The organism is Paenibacillus thalictri (genome assembly GCF_004307995.1).
In the GTDB taxonomy this organism is placed as follows: Bacteria; Bacillota; Bacilli; order Paenibacillales; family NBRC-103111; genus Paenibacillus_AF; species Paenibacillus_AF thalictri.
In genome coordinates this window covers 54752-71551 of sequence record NZ_SIRE01000028.1, presented here as the reverse complement: position 1 = coordinate 71551, position 16800 = coordinate 54752, and the positions used below count along the sequence as shown (strand labels likewise).

Below are 16800 nucleotides of genomic sequence, written 5' to 3'. Positions count from 1 at the left end.
AGATAAATAGAGAATCGCAGAGAGAAATTGAATTAATTTGCCAACCTATAACTCAGATGAATCAATTTCATTGAAAACAACTGAAATGTCGAATATTTGCCGAATAGCTCAAACTTTAGGCTAATTTTTAAGAAATTTAAATAATTTTAATATAATATGATGGGCATAAAGGCCTAAAATAATAAACCCGCTTCGTTTGCTAGCATGCTATAATGAATTCCGGATACTGGAAGAGGGAGGAAACAAATAGAGAGAGGTAATGTCGAAGTTTGGTGGAACGTAATATATTTGCAGCTTGAAATTTCATAAGGAGGAACATATGACTATTATTCAAATGAGAAAAAGTGTATTTCTGCTATTATTGGCTTTATTATTCGCCATTTCGTTCTGGAGCAGGCCTGCGCAAGCTTGCGCTTGCGGCGGAGTCGGTCTGAATATATCGGCGGCTAGCGCAACGTACAATTCGGCTACCGATGGTTTTGATATGCAAGTGAATTGGAGCGCAACCGTACCGTCCGGCACCATTCAATCGCAAAAGGTATACATAGTGCCGTCAGGAACTTACGTAAATGATACTAATTACGCGACGACATACCATGAATTGCCGGGAACCGTTTCGGCTACGGGAGCAGCAGATACATACAGCTGGACAAGCAGTGCCAGCGTTACTGCAGACAGCATGTACCTGATAGGTCCGGGAAATCCCCTTGTCATCGGGAATTATTATAATGTACAAGTTGTTGTTGGCGTAACTCCGGCAGGAGGAGGTTCACCTTCCTATTTTGCAAGTGGCGCAATGCCGATCCAACTCTCCAGGATAGCTGTCTCACCGGTTACTATCACAACGGGCGATCAAACGCCTGCAAATCCGACATACGCCAAGGCCGGAGATACAGTGAATCTGACATTTACGCTCAGCATGGCGCCGAGCGCATTGCCCACGGTGCAAATCGCATACCAAGATGAAGCTAACGTAGCTGTAAGCAGTGTCGGCAACAATGTTTATAAAGCACAGTATACATTCACCGGATCGGAAAATGCAGAAGGAAATACCTCTATTCAGATTAAAGTATTGGATGGAAGCAATCAATCCTTCACTACAGCGACTACGGACAGCAGTGCCGTATTCTACGACAAAACAAATCCGACAGGCACACTGACGATTAATAACGGAGTAGATCCAACGAATACGACTGCGGTGACGTTAAACATTATCGCTTCGGACACGTATATCCCCCATGTTTACACAAGATTACATAATACACTTGCTTTGGCAGGAACGGCAGCAAAGCCGATACAGCTGGCTTCGACCGATCAGTCGGTTTGGAGCATCCAAGGTTTGCTGGCTGGCGCAGAACCGCAACAGATTTCCGGCTCGGGGGTCGACAAAATGCAATTCTCCAACGATAATGTCAACTGGAGTGGCTGGGAGCCATTTTCGGAGACTAAATCCTGGATTTTGGCAGACGGCGACGGCGTGAAGACGGTGTATATGAGGCTGATAGACAAGGCGGGCAACGAAATGACGCAGCCGGTGAGCGCAAATATTTTGCTGCAGCTGCCAATAAGTATTACACCAGTTACATTCACAACGGGCAACCAAATACCCGCAAATCCTACTTATGCAAAAACCGGAGATACGGCCAATCTGACATTTACCCTCAGCAAAGCGCCAAGCGCATTGCCTACGGTTCAGATCGCTTATGAAACTGTGACTGTAACCAGTGTCGGAAATAACGTTTATAAAGCGCAGCTTACATTCACCGATTCCGTAAGTATGGAAGGAAATATCCCTATTTTTATAAGTGCAGCAGACGGAGCTAGTCTGATATTTGCAGCGACTACAACGGACAGCAGTGCTGTATTCTACGACAAAACAAATCCGACAGGCACATTTACGATTAATAACGGAGCGGCTTCAACCAATACAACAGCGGTGACGTTAAACATTACCGGTTCGGATTGGTATACCCCTCGTGTTTACTCAAGGCTGCATAATACGCTTGCTTTCGCAGGAACGGCAGCAAAGCCGATTCAACTGGCTTCAACCGATCAGTCGGTTTGGAGCATCCAGAGCTTGCTGGCTGACGCAGGACCGCAGTCGTTGCCCGGCTCGGGAGTCGAGCAAATGCAGTTCTCCAACGATGGCGTCAATTGGAGCGAGTGGGAACCATATGCCACGACCAAAGCATGGACGCTTTCTTACGGCAACGGAACCAAGACGGTCTATATGAAGCTGAAAGACAAGGTCGGCAATGAAATGACGACACCGTATACAGCAACGATTGATCTTCAGCAGCCGTTCTATTCGAGCTCCGGCTCATCTTATACACCAAGCGAAACGATCACGGTAAATGTGGAAAACGGCGTAGCACCGAGCGGTTCCGTGGTGTCGACGGCAACCATCAACCGCACGACCGATGCAAACGGGCGCAAGACAGACGCGGTGACATTTACGCTTGACCAAGTGAACAAGACGGTAGACCAGCTTAAAGCGGCAGGATCCGATTCGGCCAGAATCGTCATTCCTGATCCGAAAGACGAAGTATCCGAAGTGAATGTAACGATTCCGAAAGCTTCCACCGACAGCCTGGTGAAAGGGAACGTAGGCGTTGAAATTTCCACAGCCAACGGCCGCGTCGACATTCCGAAAAGCTCGTTGGAAGGATTTGCGGACGACGTTTACTTCCGCTTCGTGCCGATTAAAACCGAAGACGAGCGCAAAGTCGTCGAAGACCGCGCGAAGAAAGAACAGGAAGTACGACTGGCCGTAGGCAACGACAACATCAGCATCGTCGGCAGACCAATGACGATTGAAACGAATCTGCAAAGCCGCCCGGTCACCTTGGTGATTCCGTTAGGCGACACTTCTGCGTTAACGGAACAACAGCTGCAAAATCTGGGCGTGTTTATCGAGCACAGCGACGGCACAAAAGAATTCGTCAAAGGGCAAATCGTAAACTACGACGACAGCGGCAAGCTTGGCATTCAGTTTACCGTTACGAAGTTCAGTACATTTACGGTTGTGAAAACCGACGGCTTGAACAAAACGACACACAAAGCATACATCAACGGTTATCCGGACGGCACATTCGGTCCGGAGAAAAACATCACCCGTGCGGAAATGGCCTCGCTGCTTGCCCGTGTATCGGATAAAGCGGCAACCAAGTCCAGCATTGCTTATACCGATGTGGCTTCGTTGCATTGGGCCAAAGACGCCATCGATCAAGCGACGAAAATGGGCTTGATGGAAGGCTACAACGGCGGGAGCTTTAAACCGGAACAAACGATCACCCGCGCGGAAATGGCAGCGATCCTCTCCCGTATCTCGGGCAATAGCGCCAGCAGCGGCGACAGCTTCAATGACGTAAACGGCCATTGGGCGCAATCCGCGGTAGCGCAGGCGAAAGCAGCCGGTTATATCGACGGATACGCAGACGGCACCTTCCGTCCGGAGCAAACGTTGACTCGCGCCGAAGCGGTGACGATGATCAACAAGCTGCTGGGACGCGGCCCGTTATCCGGAGCGGCCTCCAAATGGAGCGACGTATCCAGCGGCAGTTGGGCATTCGAGCAAATCCAAGAAGCTTCCATTGATCACACGTCCGAAAAAAATGCAACCGGCGGCGAGCAATGGGTGACAACGCCTTAATGGGTTCAATCTGTAGAACGCATGGTCCGTGAACATCATTCACGGCAGCCATGCGAAACTGAGCATTTTACAGCATAAAGCAAAAAAGCTTTGACCTTGACGCGCAATGTGCATCATCGGGTCAAAGCTTTTTTGTATTTCCCTGTATTTTTCCAAAACATACATATTTCACATAAATTTGTTCAGAATTTGTTCAGTCTTCCCATGCTATAATCAACCGATCCAACTTAAGCAAGAAAGGGGCGATTCGTATACATAAAGCCGCGGCACTACGGCCACTCAGATCACAATTTTATGCCTATGAAGAAGCACATATTGTACGTGCCATACGAATGCCGTATGCGGGAAGGAAGCGGAGCTGGAATAGGACCGTTTGCGTATGAACAATGGATTGAGAGATTTAGAGGATGTGAAAAGCTTGAAATGGTATAAGGAGGAACATATGATCCAGGTTCAAATGAGAAAAAATGTATTGTTGATCTTATTGGCATTATTATGCGCCATTTCATTCTGGAGCAGACCTGCGCATGCAGCTCAGGTTGAAATAGGAGGTGTATCTGCAACCGCTACTTTTAATCCGACTACCGGCGGTTTTGATATGCAGGTAGATTGGGAGGATGATATTTCCCCGGGAAACACGATTTTAGGACATATGATATACCTAGTGCCGGCGGGACCGGAAATCTATAATTTCCAATCATATCATAATGTAAATCAAACTATGATTAACGGTGCTGCGAGAAGTTGGACAAGCAGCTCCAGTATCTTTAATGACAGCTTCTCAATCGGGGCCGGAAATCCGCTGATTGAAGGAGATTATCATGTATATGTGGTCGCTTCCGTAATCAATAGCGGCATGCCATTTACCGCGATAAGTTCGTCAAACACCGTTCACTTATCACCGATACAACCGATCAGCGCAACATACAACCTGGCCCTGAACAACCAGCCTTCGTTACCCCAAGAAACGGTATATGCCAAAGTTGGAGATACGGTAAACTTAAGTTTTACGTTGAGCAGGGCGCCGAGCGCGATGCCGACGGTCAAATTAGCAGCTCAAACCGTGAACAATGTAAGCAGTGTAGGAAACAATGTGTATAAAGCTTCCTATCAATTTGATGCCAACAGCATCGAAGACAGCGTGCAGGTGGAGATCAGCGCGGAGGGCAATACAGTTGCTGCGACGTCGGACAATAACAGCGTTATCATTTTTGATCGCACCGCACCGACGGCGACGACTTTTAATATCAATAATGGAGATACGGTGACAAACAGCCGATCGGTTACGCTGACAATAGCTAGCGTGGATAACCCGACCCCGCGTGGGGTTGGAGCAAGAGGGACGCTTGCATTTGGTTCGGCAGTTCCGGGGACAGGACCAGTTCGTCTGGCTTCGCTCGACAATTCTGCTTGGAATATACGGGGGCTCCTGGCGAGAAGCGGAGTGACATCCGGACTTGGAGAGATGCGGTTTTCCAACGACAATGCGAATTGGAGCGAGTGGGAACCGTATTCCACATCTAAGCAATGGGAGCTGTCTGATGGAGATGGCGTCAAGACGGTTTACATGGAGCTCAAGGACAAAGCCGGCAATATAACCACAACACCAGCTTCAGCGAATATTCAACTGGAGCTGCCTGTGAGCATTGCGCCGGTCAACATCAAGAGCAGCAACGACTTGACGGGATACGCCAAAGTCGGGGACACCGTAACTTTGACCTTCTCGCTCAGCAAACCTACAAGCTCGGCGTTAACCGCAACCATTGCAGACCAGGATGTTACGGTAACGAGCGTCAGTTATAACGTCTACAACGCATCGTACACACTCACCAATTCGGACTTTGAGGGACGCGTATGGTTCTCCATCCGTGTGGGAAGCAACCCGCCGGAAGCTTCAACAAGCAGCACAACCGACGACACCAAAGTCATTTTTGACAAAACCGCTCCGACAGCGACGGTGCTCACTATTAATAGCGGCGCAGCAACGACAAACACAATGGCGGTCACTTTGACAATTGAAGGTCAGGATAATTCGCGTTTAGTCAGAGCAGGCAAATTGCTCGCTTCCGCGGACAATTCGCTTTATACGTGGGGGCCTTTGGCTTACAGCGAACCGGTAGGTTCGGGACTTGGGCAAATGCAGTTCTCCAACGATGGCGTCAATTGGAGCGATTGGGAACCGTATGCCACGACCAAAGCATGGACGCTTTCTTACGGCAACGGAACCAAGACGGTCTATATGAAGCTGAAGGACAAGGTCGGCAATGAAATGACGACACCGTATACAGCAACGATCGATCTTCAGCAGCCGTTTTATTCTTCAAGCTCCGGCCCGTCTTATACACCAAGCGAAACGATCACGGTAAATGTAGAAAACGGCGTAGCACCGAGCGGTTCCGTGGTGTCAACGGCAACGATCAACCGCACAACCGATGCAAATGGCCGCAAGACAGACGCGGTGACATTTACGCTTGACCAAGCCAACAAGACGGTAGACCAGCTTAAAGCGGCAGGATCCGATTCGGCCAGAATCGTCATCCCCGATCCGAAAGACGAAGTATCCGAAGTAAATGTAACGATTCCGAAAGCTTCCACCGACAGCCTGGTGAAAGGGAACGTAGGCGTTGAAATTTCCACGGCCAACGGCCGCGTCGACATTCCGAAAAGCTCGCTGGAAGGATTTGCGGACGACATCTATTTCCGCTTCGTGCCGATTAAAACCGAAGACGAGCGCAAAGTCGTCGAAGACCGCGCGAAGAAAGAACAGGAAGTACGACTGGCTGTAGGCAACGACAACATCAGCATCGTCGGCAGACCGATGACAATTGAAACGAACCTGCAAAGCCGCCCTGTCACCTTGGTGATTCCGTTAGGCGATACTTCTTCGTTAACGGAACAACAACTGCAAAATCTGGGCGTGTTTATCGAGCATAGCGACGGAACAAAAGAATTTGTCAAAGGGCAAATCGTAAACTACGATGACAGCGGCAAGCTGGGCATTCAGTTTACCGTTACGAAGTTCAGTACATTTACGGTTGTGAAAACCGACGGCTTGAACAAAACGACACACAAAGCATACATCAACGGTTATCCGGACGGCACATTCGGTCCGGAGAAAAACATCACCCGCGCGGAAATGGCATCCCTGCTTGCCCGTGTATCGGATAAAGCGGCAACCAAATCCAGCATTGCTTATACCGATGTGGCTTCGTCGCATTGGGCCAAAGACGCCATCGATCAAGCGACCAAAATGGGCTTGATGGAAGGTTACAACGGCGGCAGCTTTAAACCGGAACAAACGATCACCCGCGCGGAAATGGCGGCGATCCTCTCCCGTATCTCGGGCAATAGCGCAAGCAGCGGCGATAGCTTCAATGACGTAAACGGCCATTGGGCGCAATCCGCGGTAGCACAGGCGAAAGCAGCCGGCTACATCGACGGATACGCAGACGGCACCTTCCGTCCGGAGCAAACGTTGACTCGCGCCGAAGCAGTGACGATGATCAACAAGCTGCTGGGACGCGGTCCGTTATCCGGAGCGGCATCCAAATGGAGTGACGTGCCAAGCGGCAGTTGGGCATTCGAGCAAATCCAAGAAGCTTCCATTGACCACACGTCCGAAAAAAATGCAACCGGCGGCGAGCAATGGGTGACAACGCCTTAATGGGTTCAATCTGTAGAATGCATAGCCCGTGAAATTCCGCGGCAGCCACGCGAAGCTGAGCATTTTACAGCATAAAGCAAAAAAGCTTTGACCTTGACGCACAATGTGCATCATCGGTTCAAAGCTTTTTTTGTCATTGCCCAGACTATTCCAAAAAATGAATATTTAACATAAATTTGTTCAGAATTTGTTCAGTCTTCCCATGCTATAATCAACCGATCCAACTTAAGCAAGAAAGGAGCGACCCGCATACACACATACTAGTAGACCGTTTGCGTATGAACAGTTGATTAAGAGATTTAGAGGATGTGAAAAGCTTGAAATGTTATAAGGAGGAGCATATGATCCAGATTCAAATGAGAAAAAATGTATTGCTGATCTTATTGGCATTATTATGCGCGGTTTCGTTTTGGAGCAGGCCGGCGCATGCCCTTTCTGTAGCCAATGTGCAGATATCGACGGCTACCGCTGCTTATAATCCGGGTACCACCGCCTATAATATACAGGTGAATTGGTCTGTTGATCCGTCGTCGGGGTATACGATTGTTAATCAAAAGATATACATGTTGCCGGAAGGAACACCATTTGATGCTTACAACACGTCATCCTATCATCCTATTGGCACTGCGGGGGTAGGGCCAACCAGTTGGACAAGCCCCACAAATATAGCTAATGATAGTGCTACTATTGGCTTAGGAGCTCCGCTTACTGCAGGAAATTACGACGTATATGTCGTCGTTTCTCTCATCGATGTTGGTATGAACTATTATTATGTTGCCAATACGCCAAAAACTGTGCAGCTGACATTGGAACCTCCTATCACCGTCCCGCTGGTTACCATCACAACCAATGACCGTTTGCCTGCAAATCCGACATACGCTAAGGTTGGCGATACGGCGAAAGTGACATTTATGCTCAGCAAGGCGCCGAGTGCATTGCCAACGGCACAAATCGCTAATCGGAATGCCACAGTGACCAGTGTAGGCAACAATGTGTACAAAGCGCAGTATACGTTCGCTGACATGGATTTTGTTGAGGAAGGAATTATCGGTTTTTCGCTTAACATACAGGACGGAGGAAATTCGCTGCCGGCAGTGAGTACGACGACGGACACCAGCGCCGTATTCTATGACAGAACAAATCCTGAAGGATCGTTTACGATCAATGATGGAGCGATCTCGACGAATACGACAGCGGTGGCGTTAAGCATTACCAGGTCGGACGTATCCACCCCTATGGTTGGCAGAGCGTATAATAGGCTTGCTTTCGCAGGTGCGGCGACAAAGCCATTTCAGCTGGCTTCCACTGATCAGTCGGCTTGGAGCATCCAAGGCTTGCTGGCGGGAGCAACACTGCCGCCCGGCTCGGGCGTCGACAAAATGCAATTCTCCAACGATAATGTCAACTGGAGCGGTTGGGAACCATTTTCGGAGACCAAATCCTGGACGTTGGAAGACGGCGACGGCATGAAAACCGTATATATGAGGCTGATCGACAAAGCGGGCAACGAATTGTCGCAAGTAGCGAGCGCAAGCATTTTGCTGCAGACGCCGCCGAGCATTACTCCGGTCAGCATCTCCAGCAGCAACGGTTTGACGGGATACGCCAAAGTCGGGGACACCGTAACTTTGACCTTCTCGCTCAGCAAACCTACAAGCTCGGCATTAACCGCAACCATTGCAGACCAAGTTGTTACGGTAACGAGCGTCAGCTATAACGTCTACAACGCATCGTACACACTCACCAATTCGGATTTCGAGGGACGCGTCCGGTTCTCGATCGATTTGGGCAGCAATCCGACGGAAGTTTCGCAGGACAGCACAACCGACGGCACTAAAGTCATTTTCGACAAAACCGCTCCGACAGCGACGGTGCTCACTATTAATAGCGGCGCAGCAACGACAAACACAATGGCGGTCACTTTGACAATTGAAGGTCAGGATAATTCACGTTTAGTCAGAGCAGGCAAACTGCTCGCTTCCGCGGACAATTCGCTTTATACGTGGGGGCCTTTGGCTTACAGCGAACCGGTAGGTTCGGGACTTGGGCAGATGCAGTTCTCCAACGATGGCGTCAATTGGAGTGATTGGGAACCGTATGCCACGACCAAAGCATGGACGCTTTCTTACGGCAACGGAACCAAGACGGTCTATATGAAGCTGAAGGACAAGGTCGGCAATGAAATGACGACACCGTATACAGCAACGATCGATCTTCAGCAGCCGTTTTATTCTTCAAGCTCCGGCCCGTCTTATACACCAAGCGAAACGATCACGGTAAATGTAGAAAACGGCGTAGCTGCGAGCGGTACTGTGGTATCGACGGCAACCATCAATCGCACAACCGATGCAAATGGCCGGAAGACAGACGCGGTGACATTTACGCTTGACCAAGCTAACAAGACGGTAGACCAGCTTAAAGCGGCAGGATCCGATTCGGCCAGAATCGTCATCCCCGATCCGAAAGACGAAGTATCCGAAGTAAATGTAACGATTCCGAAAGCTTCCACCGATAGCCTGGTAAAAGGGAACGTAGGCGTTGAAATTTCTACGGCCAACGGCCGCGTCGACATTCCGAAAAGCTCGCTGGAAGGATTTGCGGACGACATCTATTTCCGCTTCGTGCCGATTAAAACCGAAGACGAACGCAAAGTCGTCGAAGACCGCGCGAAGAAAGAACAGGAAGTTCGACTGGCCGTAGGCAACGACAACATCAGCATCGTCGGCAGACCGATGACGATTGAAACGAACCTGCAAAGCCGTCAGGTCACCTTGGTGATTCCGTTAGGCGACACTTCTTCGTTAACCGAACAACAGCTGCAAAATCTGGGCGTGTTTATCGAGCACAGCGACGGAACAAAAGAATTCGTCAAAGGGCAAATCGTAAACTACGATGACAGCGGCAAACTTGGCATTCAGTTTACCGTTACGAAGTTCAGTACATTTACGGTTGTGAAAACCAACGGGTTGAACAAAACGACACATAAAGCATACATCAACGGTTATCCGGACGGCACATTCGGTCCGGAGAAAAACATCACCCGTGCGGAAATGGCCTCTCTGCTTGCCCGTGTATCGGATAAAGCGGCAACCAAATCCAGCATTGCCTATACCGATGTGGCTTCGTCGCATTGGGCCAAAGACGCCATCGATCAAGCAACCAAAATGGGCTTGATGGAAGGTTACAACGGCGGCAGCTTTAAACCGGAACAAACGATCACCCGCGCGGAAATGGCGGCGATCCTCTCCCGTATCTCGGGCAATAGCGCTAGCAGCGGCGCCAGCTTCAACGACGTAAACGGCCATTGGGCACAATCCGCGGTAGCTCAGGCGAAAGCAGCCGGCTACATCGACGGATACGCAGACGACACCTTCCGTCCGGAGCAAACGTTGACTCGCGCCGAAGCAGTGACGATGATCAACAAGCTGCTGGGACGCGGTCCGTTATCCGGAGCAGCATCCAAATGGAGCGACGTATCCAGCGGCAGCTGGGCATTCGAGCAAATCCAAGAAGCTTCCATTGACCACACGTCCGAGAAAACTGCAACTGGCGGCGAGCAATGGGTGACAACGCCTTAATAAGTTAAGGACTGTAGAATTAAATCTGTAGAACGCATGGCCCGTGAACATCATTCACGGCAGCTACGCGAAGTTGAATAGTTTGCAGCATAAATCAAAAAAGCTTTGACCTTGGCGCACAAAGTGCATCATCGGGTCAAAGCTTTTTTTGCTTTTTGTTAGGGGAATGTTCGCCTGTATTCAGACAAATCTGATGGCGTGACCGCTATTCGCTTCTACCAAATACAAACTTGTCGACAACGTGTTTGATGCCGTCTTCGTTGTTGCTGCGCGTGACGTAATTCGCGAGTTCTTTGAGTGCAGGTTTGGCGTTGCCCATCGCTACGCCTAGTCCGGCAACCTCCAACATTTCGCGGTCGTTGTCGCTGTCGCCGATGGCGATAACTTCGCTGATCTCGTAGCCAAAATGCTCGGCCAGAGCGGTTAAAGCATGCCCTTTAGTGCCTTCCTTGTGGACAAATTCGAGGAAATGCGGCTTCGACTTCGTGATGTGCATTTCATGTCCAATGAGCTGTTTCAGCTCGGCAGCGATCTCATCCAGTTTGTCTGGATCATCGATAATGAGCAACTTGGTGTTTGGTTTTTCCGCCAGCTCGTCGAAATTGGGATATACTTCAAAAGGAATTTTCGACAATTCCGCGTAGTCAATCGCCTTTTGGTTCGCTTCCTTCACATACAACACGTCGTCATAGTAAGCTTGCAGATGCAGGCCCCGCTCCTTGGCGTATTGGAATAAAAATACCGCAGCATCCCGCGGAATCGCGCGTTCGTACAGCACCTTGCCGTCAATGCTGTTTTTGACAAGCGAGCCTTGATAAGTGATCAGCGGCACGTTCAGATTCAGCTGCGCCGCCACTTGTTTGGCGGAAGCGTACATCCGGCCGGTTGCGATCGTGACGGTTACGCCATGCTGTACCGCTTCGGCCAATGCCGCCTGTGTGCCTGGGGAGACGACTTTTTCATCGTTAAGCAATGTGTCGTCGATATCGATTGCAATCATTTTGTACATGTTAGGTCCACTCCTGATTTTATCTATTAAGACAGTTCCATTATTATACCGTATTTTCATAGAGGCGGATAGCGGGGCGAATACGATAATATTGTAAACGGGAGCAATGAAGAGGCCAATAGTAGTCAGCGAGCTATCAGCTTCCTGTCACTTAACTGACAGTTAACTTGTCCCGTCGTTTTCTGTTATAATGTGACTTATGAGAAAAAGATGCTCGGATATTGGAAGGGGACAAATATGAGCGCTAGAGAAGTCGTACGTATTTTGGGGGTGCCGTTTTCCAAGTTGTCGTTTCGGGAAACGGTTGATTTGCTTAAGCAAAAAGCATCGTCCGAACGGGAGGATAAGCCTTTCCATCTGATTACGGCAAATCCGGAAATCGTCATGAAATATCAGGAAGATTTGGAGCTTCAGCAAATTATGCAGGAGGCGGGTATTATTACGCCGGACGGAATCGGCATTGTACTCGCGTCGCGTTGGCGGGGGCAGCCGATCGCCGAACGGGTGACGGGCTACGAGCTGCTGCTGGAGCTATTGGAATTGGGCAGCCGGGACGGGTTGTCGTTTTATTTTCTGGGCGCTGACGAAGAAACAAGCAGGATGGCCTGCGAGATCATCAGGCGGGATTATCCGGGCGTACGGATCGTAGGCAGACAAAACGGATTTTTCGGTCCGGATGAGGAGCTTGGCATTGTCGAGCACATCGGAACAACCGAGCCGGATTTCCTGATCGTTGCCATGGGTGCGCCGCGGGCGGAGCAATTGATTTTCCGCTATAAAGCAAAGCTGAACGCGAAGGTAGCCATGGGCGTCGGCGGCAGCCTCGACGTGATTGCAGGCAAGGTGAAGCGGGCGCCGGAAGCTTGGCAGCGGCTAAATCTGGAATGGCTGTACAGGCTGCTGTCCCAGCCGTCGCGTTGGCGCCGTCAGCTGACATTGCCGGTATTCGCTGTGAAAGCTTATTTCGAGGGGCGCAGGCAGTAAAACAATATATTGCAAGTGTTACAATTAAAGGGCCGAAGGCGCTGCTGCAGCGCGCTTCGGCTTTTTTGCATAGGGAAGCAAAAACATCCGTTCATGAAAAGAAGGCATGGCCCATATATTTAGAGACAAGGACTCACGTCTGTAATCGTATGGAGGTGTCACGGATGAGCAAGCAAACCGGCACGGAACCGCTGCTGCTCGATATAACGGGAATGACCTGCGCGGCTTGCTCGGCCCGGATCGAGAAGGTTGTCGGCAAGCTCGAAGGGGTGCAGGAGATCGGCGTCAATTTTGCGCTGCAGCGGGCTCGCGTCGTGTATGACGAAAGCCGGATCGGGCCGGAGCAGATCGAAAACAAAATCCGCGGTCTCGGCTTCGGTGTGCTTCAAAAAAAGCTGGCCGAAATGTCGGCGGAAGCCGCTTATACGGAAGCTGCTGACGAGTTGAAGAAAAGAGCGCTGCTTGGTGCTTTATTAACGCTGCCATTCCTATGGGCGATGATGGCCCATCATGAGCTGACCCGCGCGGTTTGGGTTCCCGAGCTGCTGCTCAGTCCATGGCTGCAGTGGGCTATCGCCACGTACGCCCAGTTCGTCATTGGGTATCCGTTTTATTTCAGGGCCTACCAGGCGCTGCGCAGCGGCGTGCCGAATATGGATGTGCTTGTGGTGCTGGGCACGACGGCTGCCTATTTATACAGCCATTATTTGATTTTTCATCCTGCCGGAGCAGCGGCTATGGGCCATCATGCGGGTATGTTGTATTTTGATACCGGGGTGATGATCTTTACGATCGTGTTGTTCGGAAAATGGCTGGAGGCCAAAGCGAAACGGCAGACGATGGGCAGCATCCGGCAGCTGAGCGGACTGCAGGCGGGGACGGCGAACGTCGTTCAAGACGGCCGGGAAACGGTCGTCCCGGTCGGGCAGGTCAGACCCGGGGATATGGTGATCGTACGTCCCGGCGACATCATTCCGGTCGACGGCATCGTCGCCGAAGGAAGCGCCACGGTCGACGAATCGGCGGTGACCGGCGAAAGTTTGCCCGTCGATAAGCACGAAGGCGGCATGGTCGTCAGCGGCACGATCAATACCGACGGCTATTTGCGGATTCGAGCGACCCGCTCGGGCAGCGATACGACGGCCTCCTCGATGCTGCGTCTGCTGGAGGAGGCGCAGGTGGCCAAACCGCCTATTCAGCGGTTGGCGGACCGGCTTTCCGGCGTATTTGTACCCGTGATCATTGTGGTTGCCGCCGCCGCATTTCTCGCCAGCTATTATGTGATGGCGCCGGGGGAAACCGGCTTAGCCCTGGCGACCGCCGTTGCCGTGCTGATGATTGCATGCCCGTGCGCGCTTGGGCTGGCCACGCCGATTTCCGTCCTGGTCGGTTCGGGCAGGGCGGCGCTGGCCGGAATATGGTTCAAGCAAGGCGCGCATTTGGAAAGCCTCAGCCGGGTCGATACGGTGCTGCTCGATAAAACCGGCACCTTATCGGAAGGAAAGCCGGCGATCGTGGCGATTGAAGCTCCGGCAGGGCGCGGGGACGGGGAAAATGAGCTGCTCCGGCAGCTTGCCGCAGCGGAACAGCATTCGGAGCATCCGTTCGCCAAAGAAATCGTGCAGGAGGCGCAGCGCAGAGGGCTGCCGCTGCCGGCGTGCGAGTCGTTCGAAGCCGTGCCGGGCTGCGGGCTGCGGGCGATCGTGGAAGGCCGCGAGGTGCTGGCCGGTTCGGTTAAATGGTTTCGGCAGCTTGGCTTCCGGATTAGCCTGCAGGACCAGCTCGGACATATCGCGCAGCAGGGGAAATCGGCGCTTTGTGTAGCTGTGGGCGGCAAGTGGGCGGGCACCGTCATCTTTGCCGATAAGCTGAAGCCGACCTCGAGAAATGCGGTCCGGCGTCTTCGCGAGCTTGGTTTGCGTGTCGTCATGGTCACCGGCGACCGTACGGCCGCCGCGGTTGCCGCCGCCGGGCAAGCCGGCATCCAGGAGACCTATGCGGAGATGCTGCCCGAGCACAAGCTGGAACTGGTCCAGCGGCTGCAAAAAGAAGGCCGCAAGGTGCTGATGGTCGGGGACGGGATCAACGACGCTCCGGCGATGGCCTCCGCCGATGTCGGCGCGGCGCTGGGCTCGGGTACGGACATCACCAAGGCGTCGGCCGATCTGTATTTGCTCAAAAATGATCTGAACGGCATCGCGGAGGCGATCCGCTTAAGCCGGTTGACCTTGCGTAATGTCCGGCAAAACCTGGCGCTTTCGCTTGTTTATAACGCCGTTGCGATTCCTTTTGCCATAACCGGAAATCTTGCTCCTTGGATGGCTTGTACGGCGATGGCTCTAAGCTCGCTGACGGTCATCGGCAATGCGCTGCGGCTGAGGAACGCTTAACCGATGGATTACTCCTTACTCACATTGGCCGTATTGACCGGAATCGCCGGAGCCCCGCACTGTACAATCATGTGCGGAGGGATCGTTTCGGGTATGGCGCTGAACGCGGAAGCGGGGGCGGCGCGCACCGTGCTGATGTACAACTTGGGCCGGGTGACGACGTATACGCTGCTTGGCGCTATGATGGGAGGGATCGGCTCCTTTTTGAACGGAGCCAGCAAGCTGGCCGGCATTCAAGGGGCGGCGGCAATCGCCGGCGGAATTTTTATCCTGCTGTGGGCGCACTGGAAATACGAGCTGCCGGTATCCGGCGGAAAGCTGCTGCGCTGGCCACCGCTGGAGCGGCTTACGCGGATGCTGCGCCTCAGCAATGATTATGCCGCTGTATGGGCAAGCGGCCTGCTGCTTGGCTTCATCCCATGCGGGCTGACGTATGCGATGCAGATGAACGCTGCGGCCAGCGGCGGCGCCGGAACTGGGGCATCGATCATGGCGGTGTTTGGACTGGCGACCGTTCCGACACTGATGATCGTTGGCCTGACGGCGGGCGCAATCCGCGGGGCTCTGCGCAGGCGGATGATGCGGGTGGGCCGCTGGCTGGCGTACGCCATGGGCGTATTATGCATTTTGCGCGGGTTGGCCGCCAACGGCTGGATTCCGAGCATCCACCCATGGCTGTGGTGAAATCATGGCGTGAATGTCGAGCGGGAATCCGAACGCGAATTTGGCGTGGATTCCGGCGTGGATCTCAAGCGGGAATACCGAACGCAATTTGGTGTGGATCCCGACATGGAACTCAAGTGGGAATCTCGAACGTGAATCTGGCGTGGATCCCGGTGTGGATCTCGAGTGGGGATCCCGAACTCGAATCTGTGGTGGATCCCGACGTGAATCCTGAACGCGAGTTTAGAGCGCCAATCCCTAGCACGCTTCCCGGCGTCGCATGGCGGCGGCCACACCTCACGTGGCCTTCATAAACAAAAAAATCCCATCCGCCCAAGGTTCTTGCGAACCAAAGCGGATGGGATTTCTTTAATGTACGGCGGTAAACAGATACCGCACGGCAATCGCTTGCTTGCCGGTGTCGATCGAAACGTCGGCGGAGGAAGCTCCCGCCATCAGCGGAACGCCGCTGCCGCGGTAGACGCCGGGCGACGTTTCCTCCAGCACGGCAGAACTGGTGCCGCAGAACATATCCGGCATCGACAGCAGCATGCCGATCTTGGCCCCGCTGACCGGCGATCCCTCCCGGTCCTTAAGCGTCAGCGTAAACGGATTTTCGGCCAGCGCTTTGGCCGGCCCTTCCGGGAGCGCAACTTCAATGCGGTAATCGTCTTTGTAGAAGACCGCCGGTTTGTCGTTTGCTTTGGCTGACGTAAACGATTTTCCAAGCAAACTCAGACCGGCCACAAACAAGATGACAAGCACGGGAAACGAAAACAACCGCCGCAGCTTCCTCATATTCGCTCACCGCCTTTTGCATATGCGCGTCACTTATCAGACACCTTTGTTATATGTGCTTG

Annotated in this window: 8 protein-coding genes; 6 read left to right on the top strand and 2 right to left on the bottom strand. The window is 52.2% G+C overall.

The window, feature by feature from the left end; genetic code table 11:
• Positions 1–319: 319 nt before the first annotated feature.
• The 3 genes from EYB31_RS31590 (at position 320) to EYB31_RS31580 (ending at position 10894) form a co-directional block, all read left to right on the top strand.
• A complete protein-coding gene (locus EYB31_RS31590) occupies positions 320–3652 on the top strand; it encodes an S-layer homology domain-containing protein (protein ID WP_131017490.1) in 3333 nt (1110 codons plus the stop codon).
• A gap of 379 nt (positions 3653–4031) precedes the next feature.
• Complete coding sequence (locus tag EYB31_RS31585; protein ID WP_131017489.1) at positions 4032–7316, top strand: S-layer homology domain-containing protein; 3285 nt, start codon at positions 4032–4034, stop codon at positions 7314–7316.
• Between the two features lie 341 nt (positions 7317–7657).
• The gene (locus EYB31_RS31580; protein ID WP_131017488.1) at positions 7658–10894 is read left to right on the top strand and encodes an S-layer homology domain-containing protein; all 3237 of its coding nucleotides are present in this window, start codon (positions 7658–7660) and stop codon (positions 10892–10894) included.
• Between the two features lie 205 nt (positions 10895–11099).
• Here the strand turns inward: EYB31_RS31580 and EYB31_RS31575 are convergent, their stop codons facing one another.
• Positions 11100–11903 (bottom strand): Cof-type HAD-IIB family hydrolase, encoded by an 804-nt coding sequence (locus tag EYB31_RS31575; RefSeq protein ID WP_131017487.1) that lies wholly within the window; start codon positions 11901–11903, stop codon positions 11100–11102.
• Positions 11904–12140: 237 nt separating this feature from the next.
• Between EYB31_RS31575 and EYB31_RS31570 the strand changes: the two genes are divergently transcribed.
• The 3 genes from EYB31_RS31570 (at position 12141) to EYB31_RS31560 (ending at position 15961) form a co-directional block, all read left to right on the top strand.
• Positions 12141–12887: a WecB/TagA/CpsF family glycosyltransferase gene (locus EYB31_RS31570; RefSeq protein ID WP_131017486.1), complete on the top strand. Its 747-nt coding sequence runs from the start codon at positions 12141–12143 to the stop codon at positions 12885–12887.
• Positions 12888–13051: 164 nt separating this feature from the next.
• Positions 13052–15277, top strand: a complete 2226-nt coding sequence (locus EYB31_RS31565) for a heavy metal translocating P-type ATPase (RefSeq protein ID WP_206105511.1) — start codon at positions 13052–13054, stop codon at positions 15275–15277.
• A gap of 3 nt (positions 15278–15280) precedes the next feature.
• A complete protein-coding gene (locus tag EYB31_RS31560) occupies positions 15281–15961 on the top strand; it encodes a sulfite exporter TauE/SafE family protein (RefSeq protein WP_131017484.1) in 681 nt (226 codons plus the stop codon).
• A 348-nt stretch (positions 15962–16309) separates the two neighbouring features.
• Here the strand turns inward: EYB31_RS31560 and EYB31_RS31555 are convergent, their stop codons facing one another.
• On the bottom strand, positions 16310–16738 hold the full coding sequence (locus EYB31_RS31555) for a FixH family protein (protein ID WP_131017483.1): 429 nt from the start codon (positions 16736–16738) through the stop codon (positions 16310–16312).
• Positions 16739–16800 lie beyond the last annotated feature (62 nt).

What these genes read in the sequence shown, in the direction of transcription:
- EYB31_RS31565 (WP_206105511.1), top strand. Translation starts at nt 13,052, where the DNA reads ATGAGCAAGCAAACCGGCACGGAACCGCTGCTGCTCGATATAACGGGA.
- EYB31_RS31590 (WP_131017490.1), top strand. Translation starts at nt 320, where the DNA reads ATGACTATTATTCAAATGAGAAAAAGTGTATTTCTGCTATTATTGGCT.
- EYB31_RS31560 (WP_131017484.1), top strand. Translation starts at nt 15,281, where the DNA reads ATGGATTACTCCTTACTCACATTGGCCGTATTGACCGGAATCGCCGGA.
- EYB31_RS31580 (WP_131017488.1), top strand. Translation starts at nt 7,658, where the DNA reads ATGATCCAGATTCAAATGAGAAAAAATGTATTGCTGATCTTATTGGCA.
- EYB31_RS31570 (WP_131017486.1), top strand. Translation starts at nt 12,141, where the DNA reads ATGAGCGCTAGAGAAGTCGTACGTATTTTGGGGGTGCCGTTTTCCAAG.
- EYB31_RS31555 (WP_131017483.1), bottom strand. Translation starts at nt 16,738, where the DNA reads ATGAGGAAGCTGCGGCGGTTGTTTTCGTTTCCCGTGCTTGTCATCTTG.
- EYB31_RS31585 (WP_131017489.1), top strand. Translation starts at nt 4,032, where the DNA reads ATGAACAATGGATTGAGAGATTTAGAGGATGTGAAAAGCTTGAAATGG.
- EYB31_RS31575 (WP_131017487.1), bottom strand. Translation starts at nt 11,903, where the DNA reads ATGTACAAAATGATTGCAATCGATATCGACGACACATTGCTTAACGAT.